Annotated in this window: 19 protein-coding genes and 1 riboswitch; of the genes, 4 read left to right on the top strand and 15 right to left on the bottom strand. The window is 61.7% G+C overall.

Annotation, left to right across the window (positions count from 1 at the left end; all coding sequences use genetic code 11):
* Positions 1 to 49: 49 nt before the first annotated feature.
* The 8 genes from pqqF to ACUTSC_RS02745 all read right to left on the bottom strand — a co-directional run bounded on the left by pqqF (position 50) and on the right by ACUTSC_RS02745 (position 7495).
* Positions 50 to 2362, bottom strand: coding sequence for a pyrroloquinoline quinone biosynthesis protein PqqF (gene pqqF / locus ACUTSC_RS02780; RefSeq protein ID WP_197767202.1), 2313 nt, complete (start codon positions 2360 to 2362; stop codon positions 50 to 52).
* Between the two features lie 2 nt (positions 2363 to 2364).
* Positions 2365 to 3501 carry a pyrroloquinoline quinone biosynthesis protein PqqE gene (gene pqqE, locus ACUTSC_RS02775; protein ID WP_197767203.1) on the bottom strand — a complete coding sequence of 379 codons (1137 nt, stop codon included), beginning with the start codon at positions 3499 to 3501 and terminating at the stop codon, positions 2365 to 2367.
* Positions 3494 to 3772: a pyrroloquinoline quinone biosynthesis peptide chaperone PqqD gene (pqqD, locus tag ACUTSC_RS02770; RefSeq protein ID WP_197767204.1), complete on the bottom strand. Its 279-nt coding sequence runs from the start codon at positions 3770 to 3772 to the stop codon at positions 3494 to 3496. Before pqqD ends, pqqE begins: the two co-directional genes overlap by 8 nt.
* Positions 3772 to 4527 carry a pyrroloquinoline-quinone synthase PqqC gene (gene pqqC, locus ACUTSC_RS02765; RefSeq protein ID WP_197767205.1) on the bottom strand — a complete coding sequence of 252 codons (756 nt, stop codon included), beginning with the start codon at positions 4525 to 4527 and terminating at the stop codon, positions 3772 to 3774. Before pqqC ends, pqqD begins: the two co-directional genes overlap by 1 nt.
* Before the next feature lie 9 nt (positions 4528 to 4536).
* Complete coding sequence (gene pqqB, locus ACUTSC_RS02760; protein WP_197767206.1) at positions 4537 to 5448, bottom strand: pyrroloquinoline quinone biosynthesis protein PqqB; 912 nt, start codon at positions 5446 to 5448, stop codon at positions 4537 to 4539.
* Between the two features lie 58 nt (positions 5449 to 5506).
* Positions 5507 to 5584 carry a pyrroloquinoline quinone precursor peptide PqqA gene (gene pqqA / locus ACUTSC_RS02755; protein ID WP_004937827.1) on the bottom strand — a complete coding sequence of 26 codons (78 nt, stop codon included), beginning with the start codon at positions 5582 to 5584 and terminating at the stop codon, positions 5507 to 5509.
* A 117-nt stretch (positions 5585 to 5701) separates the two neighbouring features.
* On the bottom strand, positions 5702 to 6751 hold the full coding sequence (locus ACUTSC_RS02750) for a membrane dipeptidase (protein WP_197767207.1): 1050 nt from the start codon (positions 6749 to 6751) through the stop codon (positions 5702 to 5704).
* An 81-nt stretch (positions 6752 to 6832) separates the two neighbouring features.
* Positions 6833 to 7495 carry an O-methyltransferase gene (locus ACUTSC_RS02745; protein ID WP_443006752.1) on the bottom strand — a complete coding sequence of 221 codons (663 nt, stop codon included), beginning with the start codon at positions 7493 to 7495 and terminating at the stop codon, positions 6833 to 6835.
* Between the two features lie 93 nt (positions 7496 to 7588).
* On the opposite strand from ACUTSC_RS02745, the gene ACUTSC_RS02740 reads away from it, so the two are divergent.
* Positions 7589 to 8230: a TetR family transcriptional regulator gene (locus ACUTSC_RS02740; protein WP_197767208.1), complete on the top strand. Its 642-nt coding sequence runs from the start codon at positions 7589 to 7591 to the stop codon at positions 8228 to 8230.
* A gap of 7 nt (positions 8231 to 8237) precedes the next feature.
* Here ACUTSC_RS02740 and ACUTSC_RS02735 read toward each other — a convergent pair whose 3' ends face one another.
* The 4 genes from ACUTSC_RS02735 to ACUTSC_RS02720 all read right to left on the bottom strand — a co-directional run bounded on the left by ACUTSC_RS02735 (position 8238) and on the right by ACUTSC_RS02720 (position 13908).
* A complete protein-coding gene (locus tag ACUTSC_RS02735; RefSeq protein ID WP_197767209.1) occupies positions 8238 to 9170 on the bottom strand; it encodes a LysR substrate-binding domain-containing protein in 933 nt (310 codons plus the stop codon).
* A gap of 141 nt (positions 9171 to 9311) precedes the next feature.
* On the bottom strand, positions 9312 to 10781 hold the full coding sequence (locus tag ACUTSC_RS02730; protein WP_197767210.1) for a pyridoxal-dependent decarboxylase: 1470 nt from the start codon (positions 10779 to 10781) through the stop codon (positions 9312 to 9314).
* Between the two features lie 18 nt (positions 10782 to 10799).
* Complete coding sequence (locus tag ACUTSC_RS02725) at positions 10800 to 12182, bottom strand: diaminobutyrate--2-oxoglutarate transaminase (RefSeq protein ID WP_164141053.1); 1383 nt, start codon at positions 12180 to 12182, stop codon at positions 10800 to 10802.
* A gap of 505 nt (positions 12183 to 12687) precedes the next feature.
* On the bottom strand, positions 12688 to 13908 hold the full coding sequence (locus ACUTSC_RS02720) for an NADH:flavin oxidoreductase/NADH oxidase family protein (protein WP_197767211.1): 1221 nt from the start codon (positions 13906 to 13908) through the stop codon (positions 12688 to 12690).
* A 71-nt stretch (positions 13909 to 13979) separates the two neighbouring features.
* Here ACUTSC_RS02720 and ACUTSC_RS02715 point away from each other — a divergent pair, with 71 nt between their 5' ends.
* Positions 13980 to 14402, top strand: coding sequence for a MerR family transcriptional regulator (locus ACUTSC_RS02715; RefSeq protein WP_197767212.1), 423 nt, complete (start codon positions 13980 to 13982; stop codon positions 14400 to 14402).
* Here ACUTSC_RS02715 and eno read toward each other — a convergent pair.
* Genes eno through ACUTSC_RS02700 form a run of 3 tightly spaced genes read right to left on the bottom strand, consistent with a single transcriptional unit; the run spans position 14389 to position 17086 of the window.
* Complete coding sequence (eno, locus tag ACUTSC_RS02710) at positions 14389 to 15672, bottom strand: phosphopyruvate hydratase (RefSeq protein ID WP_197767213.1); 1284 nt, start codon at positions 15670 to 15672, stop codon at positions 14389 to 14391. The two genes, ACUTSC_RS02715 and eno, sit on opposite strands and share 14 nt — an antisense overlap.
* Positions 15673 to 15688: 16 nt before the next feature.
* Positions 15689 to 16117 (bottom strand): universal stress protein, encoded by a 429-nt coding sequence (locus ACUTSC_RS02705; protein ID WP_197767214.1) that lies wholly within the window; start codon positions 16115 to 16117, stop codon positions 15689 to 15691.
* A 3-nt stretch (positions 16118 to 16120) separates the two neighbouring features.
* Complete coding sequence (locus ACUTSC_RS02700; protein WP_197767215.1) at positions 16121 to 17086, bottom strand: DHHA2 domain-containing protein; 966 nt, start codon at positions 17084 to 17086, stop codon at positions 16121 to 16123.
* Positions 17087 to 17126: 40 nt separating this feature from the next.
* A riboswitch (Fluoride riboswitch) is annotated at positions 17127 to 17202 on the bottom strand.
* A 173-nt stretch (positions 17203 to 17375) separates the two neighbouring features.
* On the opposite strand from ACUTSC_RS02700, the gene ACUTSC_RS02695 reads away from it, so the two are divergent.
* Together ACUTSC_RS02695 and ACUTSC_RS02690 are read left to right on the top strand one after the other, a co-directional pair.
* Positions 17376 to 19256, top strand: a complete 1881-nt coding sequence (locus tag ACUTSC_RS02695; RefSeq protein WP_197767216.1) for a diguanylate cyclase domain-containing protein — start codon at positions 17376 to 17378, stop codon at positions 19254 to 19256.
* A gap of 70 nt (positions 19257 to 19326) precedes the next feature.
* Positions 19327 to 20175 (top strand): AraC family ligand binding domain-containing protein, encoded by an 849-nt coding sequence (locus ACUTSC_RS02690; RefSeq protein WP_197767217.1) that lies wholly within the window; start codon positions 19327 to 19329, stop codon positions 20173 to 20175.
* Positions 20176 to 20189: the final 14 nt, after the last annotated feature.

Below are 20189 nucleotides of genomic sequence, written 5' to 3'. Positions count from 1 at the left end.
TGTTTGTCTTGCTGCGTTTATATCGCGTCGGATTGGCATCGCCGCAACATCAGCCTGCGGGGAACAGCCGCTGCTGCCAATCCGTCAGTTGCGTCAGTGTCATCGGCTTGGCGGCAATGAGTGCGCGATCTTCCAAGGCAATTTCTCGGGCGCGCTGCAACGATTCGGTGCTGAGGCGCTGCAGGCTTTGCCGCAGCGCCTGTTGTATTTGCGCCAGCTCGCCAGCGCCAATGTGCGCCAAATCATGGCGCATCTGCAATAAGAATTCGTCGGTTAACTGCCGCAGCTGTTCAACGTTGAACGTCGGGGATTGCAGCGCGAACAGCAGGCCCTCGGCATCGGCACAGCGGTGGAAGGCGCATTGCACCACATAGCCCACGTTGCGATCCACGCGCAACCGCTGAAAATAACGCGGGGCGTAAAGCTGAGCCAGCACGCGCAGCGCCCAACGGCCTTCGGCTTCGCCGTTCGGCAGCGGGTAAAACTGCAGTAAGGCGCTTTCGGCGCCGCTTTCCGTCAGCGTGATTGGGCGATGATGGTGATGTGTCGGCAGCGGCGGCTGCGCGGCTACGGAATAGGGGAAGTCGTACAGCAGGTGCGACAGCTGCCGTTTTAACTCGCCATCGCCGCCGATCAAGGCGGCATGCCATTGCGCCGCTGCGGTTGGCGCGCTGAGCACCGCCGGCAATTGGGCTAACAGACGGCGAATGGCAATATCGTTTTGCTCTTTCCGCTGCGTATGGCGCAGGTTTCTCGCCGCCTCGTTGAGAACGGCCGGCGGCAACACCGCCAGCGCCCGGTTCACTACGCTCAGCCCGTGGCAAAGCAGCGCGTGGCTGCCCGCCAGCTGCAGCAGCCACACGCCCTGGTGGCGTTCGAAGCTTAAATGCCCCTCCCGATGCGCCAGTTCGGCCGCCCCGGCGCGCAGCGCCGCCTGTAAACCGTAGGCCTGTTCATCGCTGAAAGGGCTGGACGGCGACGGCCGCAGCAACAGCACCGGCTGCGCTGCGCCAGGGAGCAGATGCCGCAGCGGCGCCAGGCCGGAAGGCAATATCGGGCTCGGCAGCGCCGCCGAGGCGGTGAAAAAGCGAAAAGGTTCCGTTGCAGGCGTCAGCGCGGCAAAGGCGAAGGGGCCAAGCGCCAGCGGCAACCCTTGAATTTCACGGGTTTCGCCGCCGCCATCGGGCCGCACGGCCAGGCGACGGCGCGGCGCGCTAATCAGCGCCGCAATATGCCGTGGCCAATCGTCGTTCGGCTCCGCCGGCGGCAACCCAAACGCTCTGGCGCGCAGCTGGTCGAGCGGCGCCAAACGGTGGAAATCGCGATTTGCCAGTCGCTCGTAATGCACAAGCTGAGCCGGTGCCAACGCCTGCAGCGCCTGCAGCCACGCCAGCAGCGCGCTTTCGATGTGGGCAGCTTCCGCGGCGGAACCGTGATTGACGGTAAAGATAAAACTCAGCAGCGCGTTGTTCTCGCTGCAGCGCGAATAATCGAGACGAACCGCATCGCACCACGCCTGAGCGCGCAGCCGGGCCAGCAATCCGCCGGGGGCTTCGTCCAGCAGCAGGCGCTCCAGCCGCCGCAGCCAACCGCGCGAATGGGAGCGCGGCAGGGCAAACACCAGCCTCAGCTGCGGCGTGCCGGGAAGAGACAGGGTGTAATCTTCCGCAGCGGTCAGCGGCGGTGAGGCTTTGTGCGGTGCGGCGCTGCCCGATGGCAAGCGGCTGCCGTAACGCTGTGCCAGCGCATGCAGCTGCGTCAGCGACTGCGGGCCTTGCAGCCACAGCGTCATATTAGGCGCGCGAAAATAGCGCTGGTGAAACTGCCGCAGCGCCTGCTGCAGGGCGGAAATGTCGTTGCCGAAAGCGGCGCGGCTGCCGATATGAAAGCGATGCATTGCGTCAAGGCCGCCAAACATCTGCCGCTGTGCGGCTTCGCAGCGGGTTTCCACCTCGGCGCGCAGCAGGCGATATTCGGCGTCGATGATCTCAACCTCCTGTGCGATTGCTTCGGCCGCCAGCTGTGGGGCGGTGAGCAGATCGCTCAGCCGCGCCAGACCCTGCGCCAAATGATCGGCGCTCACCTCGAAGAAAAACGCGGTTTGCGTAGACTGGGTGGTGGCGTTCAGTCGGCCACCCACCGACGGTACCCAGCCCATCAGGCCATCTTGCGCGCTGAAGTTTGCACTGCCGCGAAACAACATATGCTCCAGCAGATGCGCCAGGCCCGGCCAGGCGACGGGCGCCTGAAAGCTGCCTGCCTCAATGCGCACCAGCGCGGCGGCACCGGCGGCGGCAGGATCGCTTATCGCCTTGACGGCCAAACCGTTGTCGAGCTGCCACGAGGCGGCGGCGAGTGCCATCGTCAACCCTTGAAAATCAGACGGGAGTTGGTTTGATTGCGAAAACGCAGCTGATCGATACCGATCTGCGAACGGTTCGCCGCTTCCCGCGCCGCCAGAATGGTGCCATGGTGCGGCGATTTGCCGCATACCGGGTCGGCGTTGTCGGCGTTGCCGGTCAGCATGAATGCCTGGCAGCGGCAGCCGCCGTAGTCTTGCTCTTTCTCCGAGCAGGAACGGCAGGGCTCCGGCATCCAGTCATAGCCGCGATAGCGGTTAAAGCCGAACGAGTGGTACCAGATATGCTGCAGATCGTGCTCCAGCACCGACGGGAAGGCGATCGGCAACTGACGGGCGCTGTGACAGGGTAACGCCATGCCTTCCGGCGTCACGCTCATGAAGATCGCTCCCCAGCCGCCCATGCAGCCTTTGGGACGCTCCTCGTAGTAGTCCGGCGTGACGAACAGCAGGTTGGCCAGCTTGCCGTCGGCGGCCATGCGTTCGCGGTAGCGTTTCACCACCGTTTCCGCGTCGGCGATCTGCTCGCGGGTCGGCAGCAGGCCCTCGCGGTTGAGGTGAGCCCAACCGTAGAACTGGCAGGTCGCCAGCTCTACGTCGTCGGCGTCCAACTGGATCGCCAGTTCGATGATGCGGTCGATCTGGCCGATATTATGGCGATGCAGCACGAAGTTGAGCACCATCGGATAGCCGAGCGCCTTGACCGCCCTGGCCATGTCCATCTTCTGCTGAAACGCCTTGGCGGAGCCCGCCAGCGCGGCGTTCAGCGTTTCGTCGCTGGCCTGAAAACTGATCTGGATATGGTCCAGCCCGGCGTCGGCGAAGGTCTGCAGCTTCTTCTCGGTCAGGCCGATGCCGGAAGTGATCAGGTTGGTGTAAAACCCGAGATCGCGCGCGGCGGCGATCAGCTCGGGCAGGTCTTTACGCACCAGCGGCTCGCCGCCGGAAAACCCGAGCTGCACGCTGCCCATCGCCCGCGCCTGGCGAAACACCTCGATCCACTGCGCGGTGGTCAGCTCTTTTTCCTGCGCGGCAAAATCGAGCGGGTTGGAGCAATAAGGGCACTGCAGCGGGCAGCGGTAGGTCAGCTCCGCCAGCAGCCAGAGCGGCGGGTTCACCGCCGGCGCGCGTGCTTCAGTCACGGAAGGTCACCCATTTTTGTTCGTAGGCGCGCTGGAAAAATTCCAGCACGTCATCTGCCAACCCCTCGGCGCCGGGAAAGCTGGCGTTCAGCTGCGCGATGATGCCGTTCAGCGTGGTGTGGCCGTCGACCAGCTGCAAGATGGCGGCGGCGCTGTCGTTCAGCTTGGCCATGCCTTCAGGGTAGAGGATCACGTGGCTGTTTTGCACTTGCTCCCATTGCAGGCGATAGCCGCGGCGGAAGACGGGGGTGTGCTCAGGATTCAGCGTCATTACACCAGCCTCTGGTTGTGCCATACCCGCGCGGCGGTCACGCTGTGGTAAGGCGGGCGGTTCAGGGTATAGGCCATGCTCATGGCGTCCAGCATGCTCCACAGAATATCCAGCTTGAACTGCAGGATCTCCAGCATGCGCTGCTGCTTTTCAACGGTGTCGCAATAGTCCAGCGCCAGCGCCAGGCCGTGTTCCACATCGCGGTTGGCCTGGCCGAGGCGGCTGCGGAAATAGTCGTAGCCGGCGGCGTCGATCCACGGATAGTGCTGCGGCCAGCTGTCGAGGCGCGACTGGTGGATTTGCGGCGCGAACAGTTCGGTCAGCGAGCTGCAGGCCGCTTCCTGCCAGCAGGCGCGGCGCGCGAAATTGACGTAGGCGTCCACCGCAAAGCGCACGCCCGGCAGCACCAACGCTTCAGAGAGCAGGGTGTCGCGCTGCAGCCCGACGGCTTCGCCCAGGCGCAACCAGGCTTCGATGCCGCCTTCGCTGCCACCGTAACCATCGTGATCCAGGATGCGCTGCACCCATTTGCGGCGGGTTTCCGGCTGTGGGCAGTTAGCCATGATCGCCGCGTCTTTGATCGGAATGCTGGTCTGATAGTAGAAACGATTGGCCACCCAGCCCTGGATCTGCTCGCGGGTCGCTTCGCCGTTGTGCATCGCGATGTGGTACGGGTGGTGAATATGGTAATAAGCGCCTTTGGCGCGCAGCGCCGCTTCAAATGCCGGCGGAGTGAGGGGCAGTGGTTGCATCATGGCGGTTCCCTACAGTTCGATATTCATGCCGTCCCAGCTCACTTCAATGCCGGCGGCGGTCAGGCTTTGCCGCTCTACCGAGTCTTCATTGAGGATAGGGTTGGTATTGTTAATGTGGATCAGGATTTTGCGCCTGGCGGGCAAGGTGGCGAGCAGGGCAGCCAGCCCGTGTTCTTCCGCCAGCGCCAGATGCCCCATGTCCTTGCCGGTATTGCGGCCCACGCCGGCATTGGCCAGCTCGTTGTCGCGCCACAGCGTGCCGTCGATCAGCAGGCAGTCAGCGCGGCGCAGCCACGGCAGCAGCGCCTCGTCCGGCTCACCCAGGCCCGGCGCGTACAGCAGCCCGACCCCGCGTGCGATATCTTCGATAAACAGCGCCACGTTATGGCCCGGCAACGGGCGATCGCGGTACGGCGAATAGGGCGGCGCATTGCTGATCAACGGAATGGCGGTAAAGCGCACGTTCGGGCAGACCGCCGTGTGGAACGGCTCGCCGGGCGTTACCGGGTGGTGAATCAGCCCGCCATTCCAATGGGAGAGCATGGGAAACACCGGGAAGCCGGTGCTGAGATCGTCATGCACTTCGGGCGTGCACCAGACGTGATGCGGGCAGCCCTCGCGCAAATTGAGCAAGCCCGCGCTGTGATCGATCTGGCTGTCGGTCAGCACGATCGCGCCGATGCCGGTGCCGCGCAACACCTCGGGATTATTCAATTCGGGCGAGGCCAGCAGCTGATGGCAAATGTCCGGGGAAACGTTGCAAAGCACCCAGTTTTTACCGTCGTCGCTGACGGCGATGGAAGACTGTGTGCGGCGCGTGGCGCTGATGCTGTGGTCGCGAACGCCCCGGCAATTGTCGCAGTTGCAATTCCACTGGGGAAAGCCGCCGCCCGCCGCCGAGCCGAGAACTTTTATCTGCATGTCTAAACCAGAAAGAGAGGGAAAGAAATGCCCGCGCGAAAGGCGGGCAGACGGGCGATTAACGGTTAGAAATGTACAGCGTCACTTCCAGCCCCAGGCGCAGGTCAACAAACTCAGGTTTAGTCCAGGTAGTCATAGCGGTGCTCCTTAGCATGCATCGTAATATGTCGAGCCCAATGAGAAACGTTCGCATTCGGCTGGCCCAATGTTGACGAAATGTGACGGAGATCGCAACCTTTAAAGCGTAACCGGGTTATTCACCCCAGGTGGCGGCGAGCACGTTCAGCCAGTTGCGCCAGGTCAGCTTCTCCAGCAGCCGGTTATCGAACCCGGCCTGTGCCAGCGCTTGCGTCAGCAGCGGCAGGCCACCGACATCCGCCAACGGTTGCGGTACGTTGACCCCGTCAAAATCAGAGCCAAATCCCACGCGATCTTCACCAAGTTTAGCGATCAAATACTCAACGTGTTTAACAATTTCTGTTAAGCCAGTTGTTGCACTGTCACGTTTACCGTCCGCACGCAGGAAGGCGGTGCCGAAATTGACGCCGACCATCCCGCCGCTCTGGGCGATGGCGTCCAGCTGTGCGTCGGTCAGGTTGCGCGGCTGCGGGCAAAGGACGTGGGCGTTGGAGTGGGTGGCGACCAGCGGCGCGCGGCTCAGCGCGGCGGTTTGCCAGAAGGTTTTTTCGTTCATGTGCGAGACGTCGATCATGATGCGGCGGCGGTTGCAGGCGCGGATCAGCGCCTCGCCGGCCGACGTCAGGCCGGGGCCGGTATCGGGTGAGCCCGGGAACGGCCCGCTGACGCCGGTGCCGAAGGCGTTCGGCAGGTTCCAGAATGGCCCGATGCTGCGCACGCCAAGCCGGTAGAAGGCCGCCAACTGTGTCAGCTCCGCATCGATCATGCCGGCGCCTTCAATATGCAGCACCGCGGCGATTTGCCGGTTGAGGCGGCACTGCTCTATCTCGGTGGCGGTGCGACAGATGCGCAGCTGCCCCTGAGAAGCCTGCTCCAGCTGCTGCAGGATGGCGATTTGCCGTTCGGCGATCGCCAGCGGATCGAAGGTGGCCTGCGCCTCGTCCTGCGTTTGGTTGCGCATCTGGGCGATATAGCTGACCGGGGGAATAAATACCGCGAACAGTCCGCCGAAAAATCCGCCACGGCGCATGCGGGAAAAATCGAGGTGGCCCGGTGTGACGCGGGAATAGAAGGCGGCGGCCGGATCGTCGTCGTGCTGCAGCCACAGGTTGAGCAGCAGGTCGTTATGGCCGTCGAATACCGGCCAGAGAGGGGGAAGCGTCATGGGCGTTTCACTGAGTCAGGCATCGTGAACGCTATGTTCTCCCATCGAGCGAGGGGGAACAACCCTCGCTCGATGGGGATTTTAAAGCCGAATTGACAATTCGACGTCATCTGCGAACGGTGTGGAGAGATAGCCCGCCGCCGGAGAGCGCACCCGCGCCAGGTAATCCGGGCTGTAATCGGCGTTGTCGGCGACGATCAGCGCGCCGGGCCGCAGACGGCTCTCAAGCAGGTCGAGAATATCGGGGTAAAGCCCCTTGGCGCCGTCGAGCAGCAGCAGATCGACAGTAGCCGGCAGATCGTCGCGCAGCGTTTCCAGGGCGTCGCCGACGCGGATCTCCACCAGGTCAATGACACCGCCTTCGGTCAAATTGCTGCGCGCCTGCGCCGCTTTGCTCGGTTCAAACTCGCAGGTGATCAATCTGCCGCCGCCGTTATCGCGCAACGCGGCGGCCAGGTGCAGGGTCGAAATGCCGAACGACGTGCCGAATTCGACGATGTTTTGCGCCCGGCAACCGCGCGCCAGCATATACAGCAAGGCGCCGGTTGCCGGCGATACGGCCAGCGGAAAATCCTTCAGCCGGTGGTAGAGTTCGCGGTACTCGGTTTTGCTCTGCATCAACCGACTTTGCTCTGCGTCCGGAACCTCGCGGAACAGGGCGGCAAGCGCCGGCGACTGGCGGGATGCCTGTTGGAACAGGCTGCTTAGCAGCGGCGCTAAGGGGGCAGTGGTGAGGGTACTCATGGCAAATTTCCTGTCGTCAATGGAGCGCGTTAGCGCATGCCGCTATAATATGACGAACTATTCGCATTCATCTATTCGCATTGGCCGCCCGCTATGACTGAACGCCGCAGTAAGCAAATTTCCTCGAGAAAACAACCGCAACAGGCGCGCTCCGCCGAACTGGTGTCCGCTATTCTCACCGCCGCTATTCAGGTTTTGGCGCAGGAGGGGGCGGCGCGTTTCACCACTGCCAGGGTGGCTGAACGCGCCGGCGTCAGCGTCGGATCGCTTTATCAGTATTTCCCCAACAAGGCGGCGATCCTGTTTCGTTTGCAGAGCGACGAATGGCGGCAGACCACCGATATGCTGAGCCGTATTTTGGCCGACCGCGAGAAAACCCCGTTCGAGCGTTTGCGGTCGCTGGCGCAGGCGTTTATCCGTTCGGAATGTGAAGAGGCGCAGATGCGCGTAGCGTTGAATGATGCGGCGCCGCTCTACCGCGATGCGCCGGAGGCACTGGCGGTGAAGGCGACCGGCAAGGATATCGTGCAGGTTTTCATGTGCGAAGCGTTGCCTGATGTGCCGCAGGCCACTCGCCGGTTGGCGGGCGATCTGATCGTCGGCACGTTGGGGGCGGCGGGCAAGCAATTCTCCGAAACGCCGCGAACCGATACCGAGATCGCAGCTTATGCCGATGCGATGGCGGACATGTTCTGCGCTTATCTGGCTGATTTAAACGGGCACAAAAGGCCGTAAATGCCTTTTAGGTGACATTGTCACTTATAAGGGATTGCGCCTTCCGGCGACAGACTGACAGCACCAGCTGCCGCAGCCAGCGGTGATCCGCCTCGGCGTCCAGGCGCGGGTGCCACATTTGCGAGACGGTAATGGGCGGCGTTTTCACCGGCAGCTCGAAGACGCGCAGCGGGCCGCTCGCCGGTTGAGCATGCAGGAAGGAGGCGGGCAGCAGCGCCAGCAGGTTCGAGGCCTGCGCCACCGCCTGCGCGGCCGGAAAACTCGGCACCACGGCGGCAATCTGGCGCGTCAGCCCCAGCTCCGCCAGCGCAGCATCTACCGGCCCGAGAATGCGCCCGCTGCGCGAAGCCACCACGTGGCCGCAGGCGGCGTAGTCGGCGGCGCCAATCTCCGGCTGCTGCGCCAGCGGGTGCGTGGTTCTCATCACGCCGACGAAGCGATCTCGGAACAGCGCCTGCAGGCGGATTTCCGGGCCCATGTCACCCAGCACGCCTATCTCCAGATCAACGAGCCCTTCACGCAGGGGGCGGTCGCTTTTCTCCGGCTTGGGCGCAAAGCGCAGTCGCACCCGTGGCGCCTGTTCGGCTGCGGCGGCGATCAGCGCCGGGCCGAAGGCTTCGACGAAGCCGTCGTTGGCGCGCAGTGTAAAGATCCGATCCAGCACGGCGGGATCCAATGCCCCCTGCGCCGGGCGCAACACCGCGCGCGCTTCGAACGCTGCGTGCCGCGCCCGCTCGCGCAGCGTTTCGGCATAGGGCGTCAGCACCATATGGCGGCCGGCGCGCACCAGCAGGGGATCGCCGGTGGCCGCGCGCAGCCGGCTGAGGGTACGGCTCATTGCCGAGGCGCTTAAACCGAGACGCCGCGCAGCGCCGGCAACGCCGCCCGCCGTCAGCAGCGCGTCGAGCGCGATCAGCAGATTGAAATCTGGGTCGGTCATGCGTGCATATCCTGTTGTGCTGAATATGGGGGAAGGCGTTTGCTGCAGTATATCAGCGTAAACGCTGCGTCTCCTGCGATGGAGGAGCAATAAAAAAGCCGATAACGGAGGTTATCGGCTTGGGTGGCAGGCTGGGCGACGTTACGCCGGCAGCTGCTGGGCGGTTTTCTCGACCAGCGCCAGCAACAGCTTGATGTCTTCCAGCGTCACGATCGGGTTCAGCAGCGTCATCTTCAGGCAGGTCACGCCATCGAACTCGGTCACGCCGACGTTGGCGCGGCCCGATTCCAGCAGGGCGTCGCCGATACGCTGGTTGAACAGCGCGACAGCCTCATCGCCGTTCGCCGCCAGCTGCGCCGGACGGTAGCGGAACAGCACGCTGGCCAGCTGCGGCTGCATCACCAGTTCCAGCGATTCCTGATCGGCGATGTAACGCGCCACCTGTTGCGCCAGCGTCACGCCATGATCGATGATCTCGGCGTATTGCTTCTGCCCCAGCGCTTCCAGCCCCATCCACAGCTTCAACGCATCGAAGCGGCGGGTGGTCTGCAGCGACTTGGACACCAGGTTCGGCACGCCTTGCGCTTCGTCGAACTCGGAGTTCAGGTAGGCTGCCTGATAGCGCATCAGCTCATAGTGACGCTCGTCTTTCAGCAAGAAGGCCCCGCAGCTGATGGTCTGGAAGAACTGCTTGTGGAAGTCCAGGGTAATGGAGTCCACCAGTTCCAGGCCGTTCAGGTAGTCGCGGTACTGCTCGGAAAGCAGCAGCGCGCCGCCCCAGGCCGCATCCACGTGCACCCAAATCTGCTGCTCCGCCGCCAGCCGAGCGATGTCGCGCAGCGGGTCAATGGCACCGGCGTCGGTGGTGCCGGCGGTGGCGACAATCGCCATCACCTGCTCGCCGTTGGCCTTGGCCTGCGCCAGTTTTTCCGCCAGGTCGTTCACGTCCATACGGGCGAAGCGATCGGTTTTCACCAGGGTGACGGACTGATAGCCGAGGCCCATCAGCGCCATGTTCTTCTGCACCGAGAAGTGGGCGTTTTCAGAACAGAACACCTTCAGCTTGCGCAGATCGCCCACCAGGCCGTCCTGCTGCACGGAGTGGCCCTGACGCGCGAAGAACGCATCGCGCGCCAGCATCAGCCCCATCAGGTTGCTCTGGGTGCCGCCGCTGGTGAACACCCCGGCGTCGCCGGGCGGGTAACCGACCTGGGCACGCAGCCACTCGATCAGCTTCATTTCGATCAGCGTGGCCGACGGGCTTTGATCCCAGGAATCCATGCTCTGGTTGGTGGCGTTGATCAGCACTTCGGCGGCCTGGCTAATCACCAGGCTCGGGCAGTGCAGGTGCGCTACGCACTGCGGGTGGTGCACCGACAGGCTGTCTTTCAAAAAGTACTCGATGGCACGATCGATCGCCGCCTGGTTGCCCAGGCCTTGCGGGGTGAAGTCGAGCTTGATGCGCTCGCGCAGTTCGGCCACGCTTTTGCCCTGATACATCTCGGGCTGTTGCAGCCACTGCACGACGGCTTCACTGCTCTGCGCGATCGCCTGGCGGTAAGCCTCGGCGCTGTGCGCCGAGGAAGCCAGAATCGGGTTTAACTTGGACATCGCGGTCATTCGCTCCAATCAGACTGGCTTGACGCCGGCGGCCAACAGCGCCTGCTCAAATTTATCCAGGAAAATACCCAGCTCATCGTTGGTGATCAGCAGCGAAGGCAGCAGACGCAGCACGCAGCCGTTGCGCCCGCCGCGCTCCAGGATCAGGCCGGATTCGAAGCATTTCTTCTGCAGCAGCGCAGACAGTTCGCCATCGGCCGGGTAGCAGCCCATGTGATCCTGCGCTTCGTTCGGCTTGACGATCTCGATGCCGATCATCAGGCCCAGACCGCGGACGTGACCGATCACCGGATACCGTTTCTGCAGCTCGGCCAGTTTGCCTTTCAGCCATTCGCCCTGCGCGGCCACTTTGTCGGCGACCTTGTGCTCTTTCAGGTATTGCAGGGTGGTCAGGCCGGTGGCCATCGCCAGCTGGTTGCCGCGGAAGGTGCCGGTGTGATGACCCGGTTCCCAGGCGTCAAACTCTTTCTTGATGCCCAGTACCGCGAGCGGCAAGCCGCCGCCGACCGCTTTCGACATCACGATGATGTCCGGCTCGATGCCTGCGTGTTCGAAGGCGAACAGCTTGCCCGTACGGGCGAAACCGGCCTGAACTTCGTCGATGATCAGCAGAATGCCATGCTCCTGCGTCACTTTGCGGATGCGCTGCAGCCACTCGGCCGGGGCCGGGTTAACGCCGCCTTCGCCCTGAACGGCTTCCAGGATCACCGCCGCCGGTTTACGCACGCCGCTTTCCACGTCGTTGATCAGGTTGTCGAAGTAGTAGGTCAGCGCCTTGACGCCGGCTTCGCCGCCGATGCCCAGCGGGCAGCGGTATTCATGCGGATAAGGCATGAACTGCACTTCCGGCATCATGCCGTTGATCGCCGCCTTCGGCGACAGGTTGCCGGTGACCGACAGCGCGCCGTGGGTCATGCCGTGATAACCGCCGGAGAAGCTGATCACGCCGGAACGGCCGGTGTGCTTTTTCGCCAGCTTCAGCGCGGCTTCCACCGCATCGGCACCGGACGGGCCGCAGAACTGCAGGCAATACTGTTTGCCTTCACCCGGCAACAGAGAGAGCAGGTAATCGGAGAAACGATCTTTTAACGGGGTCGTAAGATCGAGAGTATGTAACGGCAAGCCGCTGGTAATGACATTTTGGATGCTTTGCAGGACGTCGGGGTGATTATGTCCAAGAGCCAACGTTCCCGCCCCGGCCAGGCAATCAAGATATTGATTATTCTCAACATCAGTGATCCAAACGCCCTGGGCTTTCGCAATTGCCAACGGCAATTTGCGCGGATAACTCCTAACATTCGACTCAAATTCGGCTTGGCGCGCCAAATAGGTTTCATTGTTTTCGTTTAATGAGTTTGCAACTAAAGTATCAATACGGACTTTATCCGTCATCATATCTCTCCTACAACCGAAGGTCTCAACACGCTCCGATTGAATTAATGAATTAGAAAAGTAACTGCCTTGTGAAAAGCGCGACCAATATATGGCTTTTTCGCCCGGGACTCAATAGCCGATTTTGTTTTGAATTGTTTGGTTTTTTCTTAGGCTCATCAATATGTTGTTGATTTGTTGACCGTTGGTTTTGCCGGTAAAAAACAACATATCGTTAACATGGCACAAAAATCCTTTCCGTCGCCAACCTGCAGGCAGCTTTAATACGCTTATTAATAAGGTGAATTTCCGATTAATAACATAAATAGGAAATAGCGGCTTATTTTTATCTATTCACCACCTTAAGTCCTATAGCGTTTATATACACAAAATTTGTGATGAATATAAATGGCCAACCGTTAAATTCGCAGCATCCAGATCGGTGATTTCTCTCAGATTTCACGTAGCGCGATCAAAAAAGCGCGATTTTTACGCAGCGCCGGCCGGTTCGCCGGCGCCGTTGTCGTTAACGTTGCCGTAACCAGGCGTGGTAGCGCTGCAGGATACGGCGGGTGCGCCACTGATCGACGATCAGCGTGAACAGCGGAGAATAGCGCACGCTGCGCGGCCGATTGTCACTCAGCGCGCGCATCCGGCGCTTGACCAACGCCATGCGGGCGAGCGACGCCATCGCTTTGCTGCGCCAGGTGACCGGGGCAGGCAGCGCATGGGGAGCCGCGCCGGTTTGCCAGCGCCGCGGCAGATCGGGCACTTCCGCCATGGCGGTGGCGATGCCGGCAACCGCAACGCCGCTGTCCAGCACCCGCTGCGCCACCGTAGGACGGGCTATGCCGCCGGTGGTCATCACCGGCATGCGAGCCACCGCGGCAAGATCGCGGGCGAAGGACAGAAAATAGGCTTCTCGCGCCAGGGTGCGGCCGTCCGCCGTTTCGCCTTGCATCGCCGGGCTTTCGTAGCTGCCGCCCGACAGTTCGATCAGATCGACCGGCAGATCGTTCAGCATCAGCACCACCTGGCGGGCATCGTCCGATGAAAAACCGCCGCGCTGAAAATCGGCGGAGTTCAGTTTGACCGCCACGCAAAAGCCCGGCGAGACGCGCTCGCGCACCGCACGCACCACCTCCAGCAGCAGGCGGGCGCGGTTCGCCAACTCGCCGCCCCAGCGATCGTTGCGTTGGTTGGTCAGCGGCGAGAGAAACTGGGAAAGCAGATAGCCGTGCGCCGAGTGGATCTCCACGCCGGTAAAACCGGCCCGTTCGGCGGCGTGCGCGCTGGCGGCGAAGCGCGCGATAACCTCGGCGATCTGCGCTTCATCCATCGCCTGCGGCTGGGCGAACAGCTTGCTGTGCTTGCCCATCGCCAGCGGGATGGCGGAGGGCGCCCATGCGTTGCCGCCCATGTTCGCCATCACCTGCCGGCCCGGGTGGTTAAGCTGCATCCACACCTGCGCGCCGCCCTGGCGTGCGGCTTTGGCCCAGGTTTCGAACGGGGCGAGCGGCGTGTCTTGTTCCAGCACCACGCCGCCGGGGCCGGTCATGGCGCGGCCGTCGATCATCACGTTACCGGTGATAATCAAGCCGGCGCCGCCTTCGGCCCAATAGCGGTATAAGCGCCACAGCGCCGGGCCGGGCAGTTGGCCCGGGGCGGCCAGATTTTCTTCCATCGCCGCCTTGGCCAGACGGTTGGTCAGGCGGCTGCCGTTGGGCAGTGTCAGTGGGGTAAACATCGGTTTGCGCTCCTGTCGTAAGGGGAATGGCGCTATACTAAGTTTAAAGTTAACTTTAAGGTCAATAGGGCATGAAGATCGGAGAATTGGCGCAGCGCGCCGGCGTGGCCGCCTCGGCGATACGCTACTACGAGCAGCTGGGGTTGCTGCCGAAACCGGTGCGTGGCGTCAACGGCTATCGGGTCTACAGCGATAGCGCGCTGGAGCGATTGCACCTGATCCAAATCGGCCAAAATCTGGGGTTTTCGCTGCAGGCGATCCAACGCGTGCTGACGCTGCAGGGCAGCGCTTATCAGGATGGGTTGATACGCGGCGTCGATGAACGGCTGGCGGAGATCGAGCTGATGATGGCTACGCTGAATGAACAACGAGAAACCTTGTTGACGACCCGGCTGACCTTATTGGAGTCCGGTGTCGCCGGGCTGTGCCAAGCCAAGGGCGAAAAACAGGCCGACGCATCGCCGGCCCGGCCGGCAAAGCTTAGCGGCGTTTAAAGGCGGAACGCCCGGCATACACCGCCGAGGCGCCCAACTGGTCTTCGATGCGCATCAGCTGATTGTATTTTTCGATGCGCTCGCCGCGGCTCGGCGCGCCGGTTTTCAGATGGCCGGCTCGCATCGCGACCGTCATGTCGGCGATAAAGCTGTCGACGGTTTCACCGCTGCGGTGCGAGATAAAGGTGCCCCAGCCGTTCGCCTGGCAGAGCTGTACGGCGGCGAAGGTTTCGCTCAGCGTGCCGATTTGGTTCAGCTTGATCAGCGCCGCATTGGCCAACCGTTCATCAATCCCGCGCTGGATGTATTTCACGTTGGTGACGAACAGATCGTCGCCGACCAGCTCCACCTGGTCGCCCAGGGCGTCGCTCAGAATACGCCAGCCGGCCCAGTCGTCCTCGGCCAAGCCGTCTTCAATCAGCACGATGGGGAAATCCTGCACCAGCCGTTGGTAATAGGCCGTCATCTGGGCTGCGTCCAACTCGAGGTTCTCGCTGCGCAGGCGGTACTTGCCGTCGGCGTAGAATTCGCTCGAGGCCGGATCCATGCAGATCGCGATATCTTCTCCCGGCCGGTAGCCGGCTTTCTCTATCGCCTGCACGATCAGCTCGAGCGGCTGGCGGTTTGAAGCGACCGCCGGCGCAAAACCGCCTTCGTCACCGACGCCGACCGACAGGCCTTTTTCCAACAGGATTTGGCGCAGCGCCTGATAAACTTCACTGCCCCAGCGCACGGCCTCGCGCAGCGACGGCGCGCCCAGGGGGGCTATCATAAACTCCTGAAAGTCCGCCCCTTGCCAGCGGGCGTGCACGCCGCCGTTGATGATATTCATGCAGGGCACCGGCAGCAGATTGGCGCCGATGCCGCCCAGATAACGATACAGCGGCAGCTGCGACAATTGCGCCGCGAGGCGGGCGGCGGCCAGAGAAACGCCGAGCAGGGCGTTGGCCCCCAATCGGCTTTTGTTCTCGCTGCCGTCCAGCGCGATCAGCCGGCGGTCTATCTCCGCCTGTTGGCGCACATCCACTCCGCGCAACGCCTCGTTGATCGCCGTTTTGACGCTGTGCACCGCCTCCAGTACGCCTTTGCCGCCGAAACGGTGCGGATCGCCGTCGCGGTGCTCCACCGCCTCGCGCGATCCGGTGCTGGCTCCCGAAGGCACCGAAGCCCGGGCCACGACGCCCGCCGCGCTCATGTCGACTTCGACGGTCGGGTTGCCGCGCGAATCCAGAATCTCTCTGGCGGCTACGCTTTCAATCTCATAGCTCATGGGGTGTCACCTCGTTCTAGGGAGTGGGAACGTGTTTTATCAGCACGTCAATGGATAAATGGTTGATGAATTCGAAGCCGAAGGAGGCATAGACGCCAAACGGACGGTTCTGATGGCCGAGCAACAAAAGATCGACGCCTTCACGGGCAATCAGGGCTTCGACGTCTTTGAAGCGATGGATGCTGACGATTGCGCGCACCTCCAGGGGGATTGAGCAGTCTTCCACCAGGCGGCTGAGCATGGCTTTGGCGGCGATCACCTCGCTGGACTGGCGATCTTTGGTTTGCGCATCGCTGAGGTAGTCCAGCTCGGCATAGTCAGCGCTGATGTGCGCCACGGTAATGCGCGTATTCATCTGCTGATTGAGGCGTTCGGCATGGCGCAACAGCAGCCGGCCGTCGCGTTCATCCTGTACCAGCAGTAAAGCGTGTTGATAGAGCGGCATGACTTATCTCCCTGCGTTAGCGATCTGGAGGGTTAACCACGGTAAAACCTCTTTTTTTCGGCTCGTCATATCGGGCAGCGATACCTGACGAATGCCGAGCACCCGGTTCGACGAGAAATACAGGGTGGAGCGGCGGCGGGTGATATCGGTGACCAATAGTGCAGCCATCTCCAGCCCGGCTTCCTGCTTCGCTTGTTCAAGCGCCTGTTGCAGTGCGGGCAACAGCGGATCGATGTCGCTCATGGCCCGCACTTCTATCTGCGACAGCAGCAGCGAGACGCTATGGATGCGGTAATCCTTGGCGTCGCGGTGCAGCAACTGCGCGGCGGATTGCCCCGAGAGATCGGTTTTGGCGGCCAGCAGACCGGCGGTGAAGGCGTCATAGTCGACGTGAGAGATTGCGCGTAACCGGGTGACCGCCAGCCGATCCTGTTCCGTGGTGGTTGGCGCACTGAGCGCGACGGTATCGCTCAGGATGGCGCCCAGCAGCAGCGTGGCCTGGGCGGCGCAAAGCGGCATCGGCCTTTCTGCCGTCAGGATCTGCAGGATCACGGTGGCGCAACAGCCGACGGCGCGCACCCAGACATCGGGCGGGTTGTGGGTGACTAACGTGCCCAGCCGGTGATGGTCGATAACGCCGACCACGTCGCTGTCGAGCAATGAGGCCGGGCCTTGTTCGATATCGGTAAAGTCGACCAGCCAGACTTTGCGGTCACGAAGATCGTCTGTCAGCAGCGCAGGCGCTTGCACGCCGGCGGCGGCCAGTATGTAGCGGGTTTCCGGCGTCAGATCGCCGAGGCGGAAAGCCACGGCCGGTTTGCCGAGGTGATTGAGCCAGTCCGCGACCACCAGCGCGCTGCAGATGCTGTCGCTGTCGGGATTTTTATGGCCGAAAACGTACAGGGGCATTTCCCGCGCGACGGCATCGGGCTGGAACGGAAAAGGGGTAAGACGTGAGATTTCATTCATAGCGACTCCTGACATACCTGCCTAAAAAATAAAGCGAAGTTGTATATCAGGCGTCATCATCCGGTTCGAGTGAACGCGGCGGTTGGGAAAGGTGGAACACCATCACCTTGTGAACGACTGTAGCGCAGCGCGGGGGTAAACGCAACGTCCGGCAAAGTTGGCGAGAATACATAATCGGATTGATACTGTGAGTGAGTCTATGATGGACAAGGATATTATTTGCCGCGAACCGACGGATAGGCTGAACGGACTCACTGCCGGATCCGTGGGTGACACAATGGGAGACAACATGCTCGAACCCTGCTTCCCCGAAAACGAAGCCGAACGCCTGTCGGTATTGAATTCGCTGAACGTGCTGGATTCGAACTCGGTGGAAAAACTGGATCGCATCACGCGGTTGGCGGCGAAATACTTCGGCGTGACCATTGCGCTGGTGTCGCTGATCGACCGGGATCGCCAATGGTTTTTGTCCCGCTACGGTCTGGATGCCCGGGAAACGCCGCGCAATATCTCGTTTTGCGGCCATGCCATCTTGCAACGCGAAGCGCTGGTGGTGCCCGATACCGCCAAAGACCCGCGCTTTTTCGATAATCCGCTGGTGATCGGCGGGCCGCGGATCGGTTTTTACGTCGGGCAGCCGCTGTTGTCGCTCGACGGGTTGCCGCTCGGCACCCTGTGCATTATCGACAGCCACCCGCAGCCGTTTTCCCCGGAACAACTGGCCGATCTGCATGATTTCGCCGCCGTGGTGGAGGAGTACCTGCAGAGCATTGAACGCCACGTCTATACCGAAAACCTGAAATCCGACCTGCAGCGCACGGAGGCCCTGTTCGAACAGACCTTCGCCCAGGCGGCGGTAGGGATGGCGCTGGTCTCGCTGCAAGGATATTGGCTGCGGGTAAATCCGCGCATTTGCGAAATGCTGCACTATTCCGAACGTGAACTGATGGAGCGCACCTTCCAGGACATTACCTACCCGCTCGATCTCAACACCGACCTGGAAAAGCTGCAGCAGCTGCTGAAAAATGAAATCAGCACCTATTCGATGGAAAAACGCTATTTCCGCGCCGACGGCTCGATCGTGTGGGTGCAACTGACGGTGGCGCTCAATCGGTTGCCGAATGGCAAACCGGACCATTTCATCTCGGTTATCGTCGATATCAGCGAGCGCAAAGCGGCCGAGGCCGATCTGTTCGCCCTGCAACACGAGCTGGAACAACGCGTCGAAATTCGCACGCGGGAGCTGAACGTGGTGGTGAAAAAGCTCAACGAAGAGATTGAGACCCGGATGCTCGCCGAATATCAGCTCAGCACGGAGAAGGAACGCCTGCGCGCCATCACCGACAACATGCCGGCCTTAATCAGCCAGATCGACGGCAATGAACGCTACCTGTTTGCCAACAGCGCCTACAAAACCTGGTTTGGTCTGGAGGAGTCCAGCCTCAGGGGAATGACGGTGCGCGATTTCATGGGGGAAAGCGTTTATCGGATAGCAAAACCGATGATCGAACGGGCCCTCGCGGGCGAAATGGTGAGTTTTGAGAATGAGCTGCAGACCCGGCAAGGGCTTCTGATGATCCACACCACGCTGGTGCCGTGCGAAGCGCAGGGCTTTTACATTCTCGCCATGGATATCACCGAACTGAAGCGGCTGCAGCAGCGGCTGGAATATGACGCAACCCATGACATGTTGACCGGATTGACCAATCGCCGCGCGTTTCTGCGCCGGTTGTCGGGCACGCTGCAGGCCTGTTGCCATCAGCGGCAGATGGCGCTGCTGTTTATCGATCTCGACGGCTTCAAAACCCTTAACGACAGCTATGGCCATGAGTTCGGCGATCTGATCCTGAAGACGTTCGCCACATTGCTCAGCGCCTGCGCCGGCGAGCGCCACAGCGTCTCGCGCTTGGCCGGTGACGAGTTCACGGTGATCCTGTGGCCATTGACGGATCCGCGGCGCGAAGTCAGCGAGTTTTGCGAAAACGTGTTGGCGCATCTGGCCAAAATTACGCAGATCGGGCCGCAGAAGGTGCGGCTTTCCGCCAGCATCGGCGCGGCCATTTCCCCACGCGGCGATGTGACGGAGGAGATGCTGCTGACCCGCGCCGACGGCGCGATGTATCAGGCGAAATCGGCCGGAAAGGGCACTTTCGCCATCTGCGAGTTGTGAGCGTGCAGCGGTGACCGTCTCCGGGTAAGCTGTTTTTCTTTTCCTGTGAGCAGAACTCCGGACTTATTGCATGGCGTCTAATCATCAACACAAAGACTGGCTCGAACTGCGACGCGATGATGAAACCGGCATCGAGAGCGTCAATGCCCACTTTCAGGGGCATGCCTACGACCCTCACGATCATGACGAAATGCTGGTGGGCGTCACGCAGCAGGGTTTGCAGCGTTTCAATTGCCACCGCTCATTGCATACCAGCCGGCCGGGGCGCGCCATGCTGATCGAGCCGGGCGCGGTGCACGATGGCCATGCGCCGCAGGCCGAAGGGTTTACCTATGCCATGCTTTATCTGCCCCAGCATTGGGTATCCGCCACTCTGCACCGCCGTGGAATGGGAGACGCCTCCGTGCTGGAAGGCGCCTTCCACAGCACGTTGACCGACGATCCGGTGCTGGCGGCCGCGATACAACAGGCCTTTTTCTCGTTGCACCATGGAGAGGGGCGACTGGCGCGCGATCAAAGCCTGGACCATCTGCTGACGCTATTGTCACGGCATGTCCGAGTCAGGCCGGCTTCCCAACACGATGACGCTTTGGTTGAGATGAACCGCTTACGGGACTATTTGCATGCACATATGGCGGATAATCCCAGTCTGGATGACCTGGCGCTTCAGTGTGGTCTGGACCGTTTCCGCCTGACTCGCCAGTTCACCCGGGCTTTCGGTCAGTCGCCGCATGCGTATTTGGTTCGGTTGAGGCTGCGGGCCGCACGCTTGTTGTTGGCGCAGGGGCAAGAACCGGCGCAGGTCGCCATGCAGGTGGGCTTTGCCGATCAGAGCCATTTGGGGCGCTGGTTCCAGCGCGCCTACCGTTTATCACCGGCGGCCTATCAACGCCAGTGCACAAACGTTCTATACCGCTGATTTGCCATTTCCGA

The sequence above is a fragment of the Serratia sp. TSA_105.2 genome, from assembly GCF_052692115.1.
Note: the sequence above shows the minus strand (reverse complement) of the source record. Positions and strands in the feature narration are given on the sequence as shown.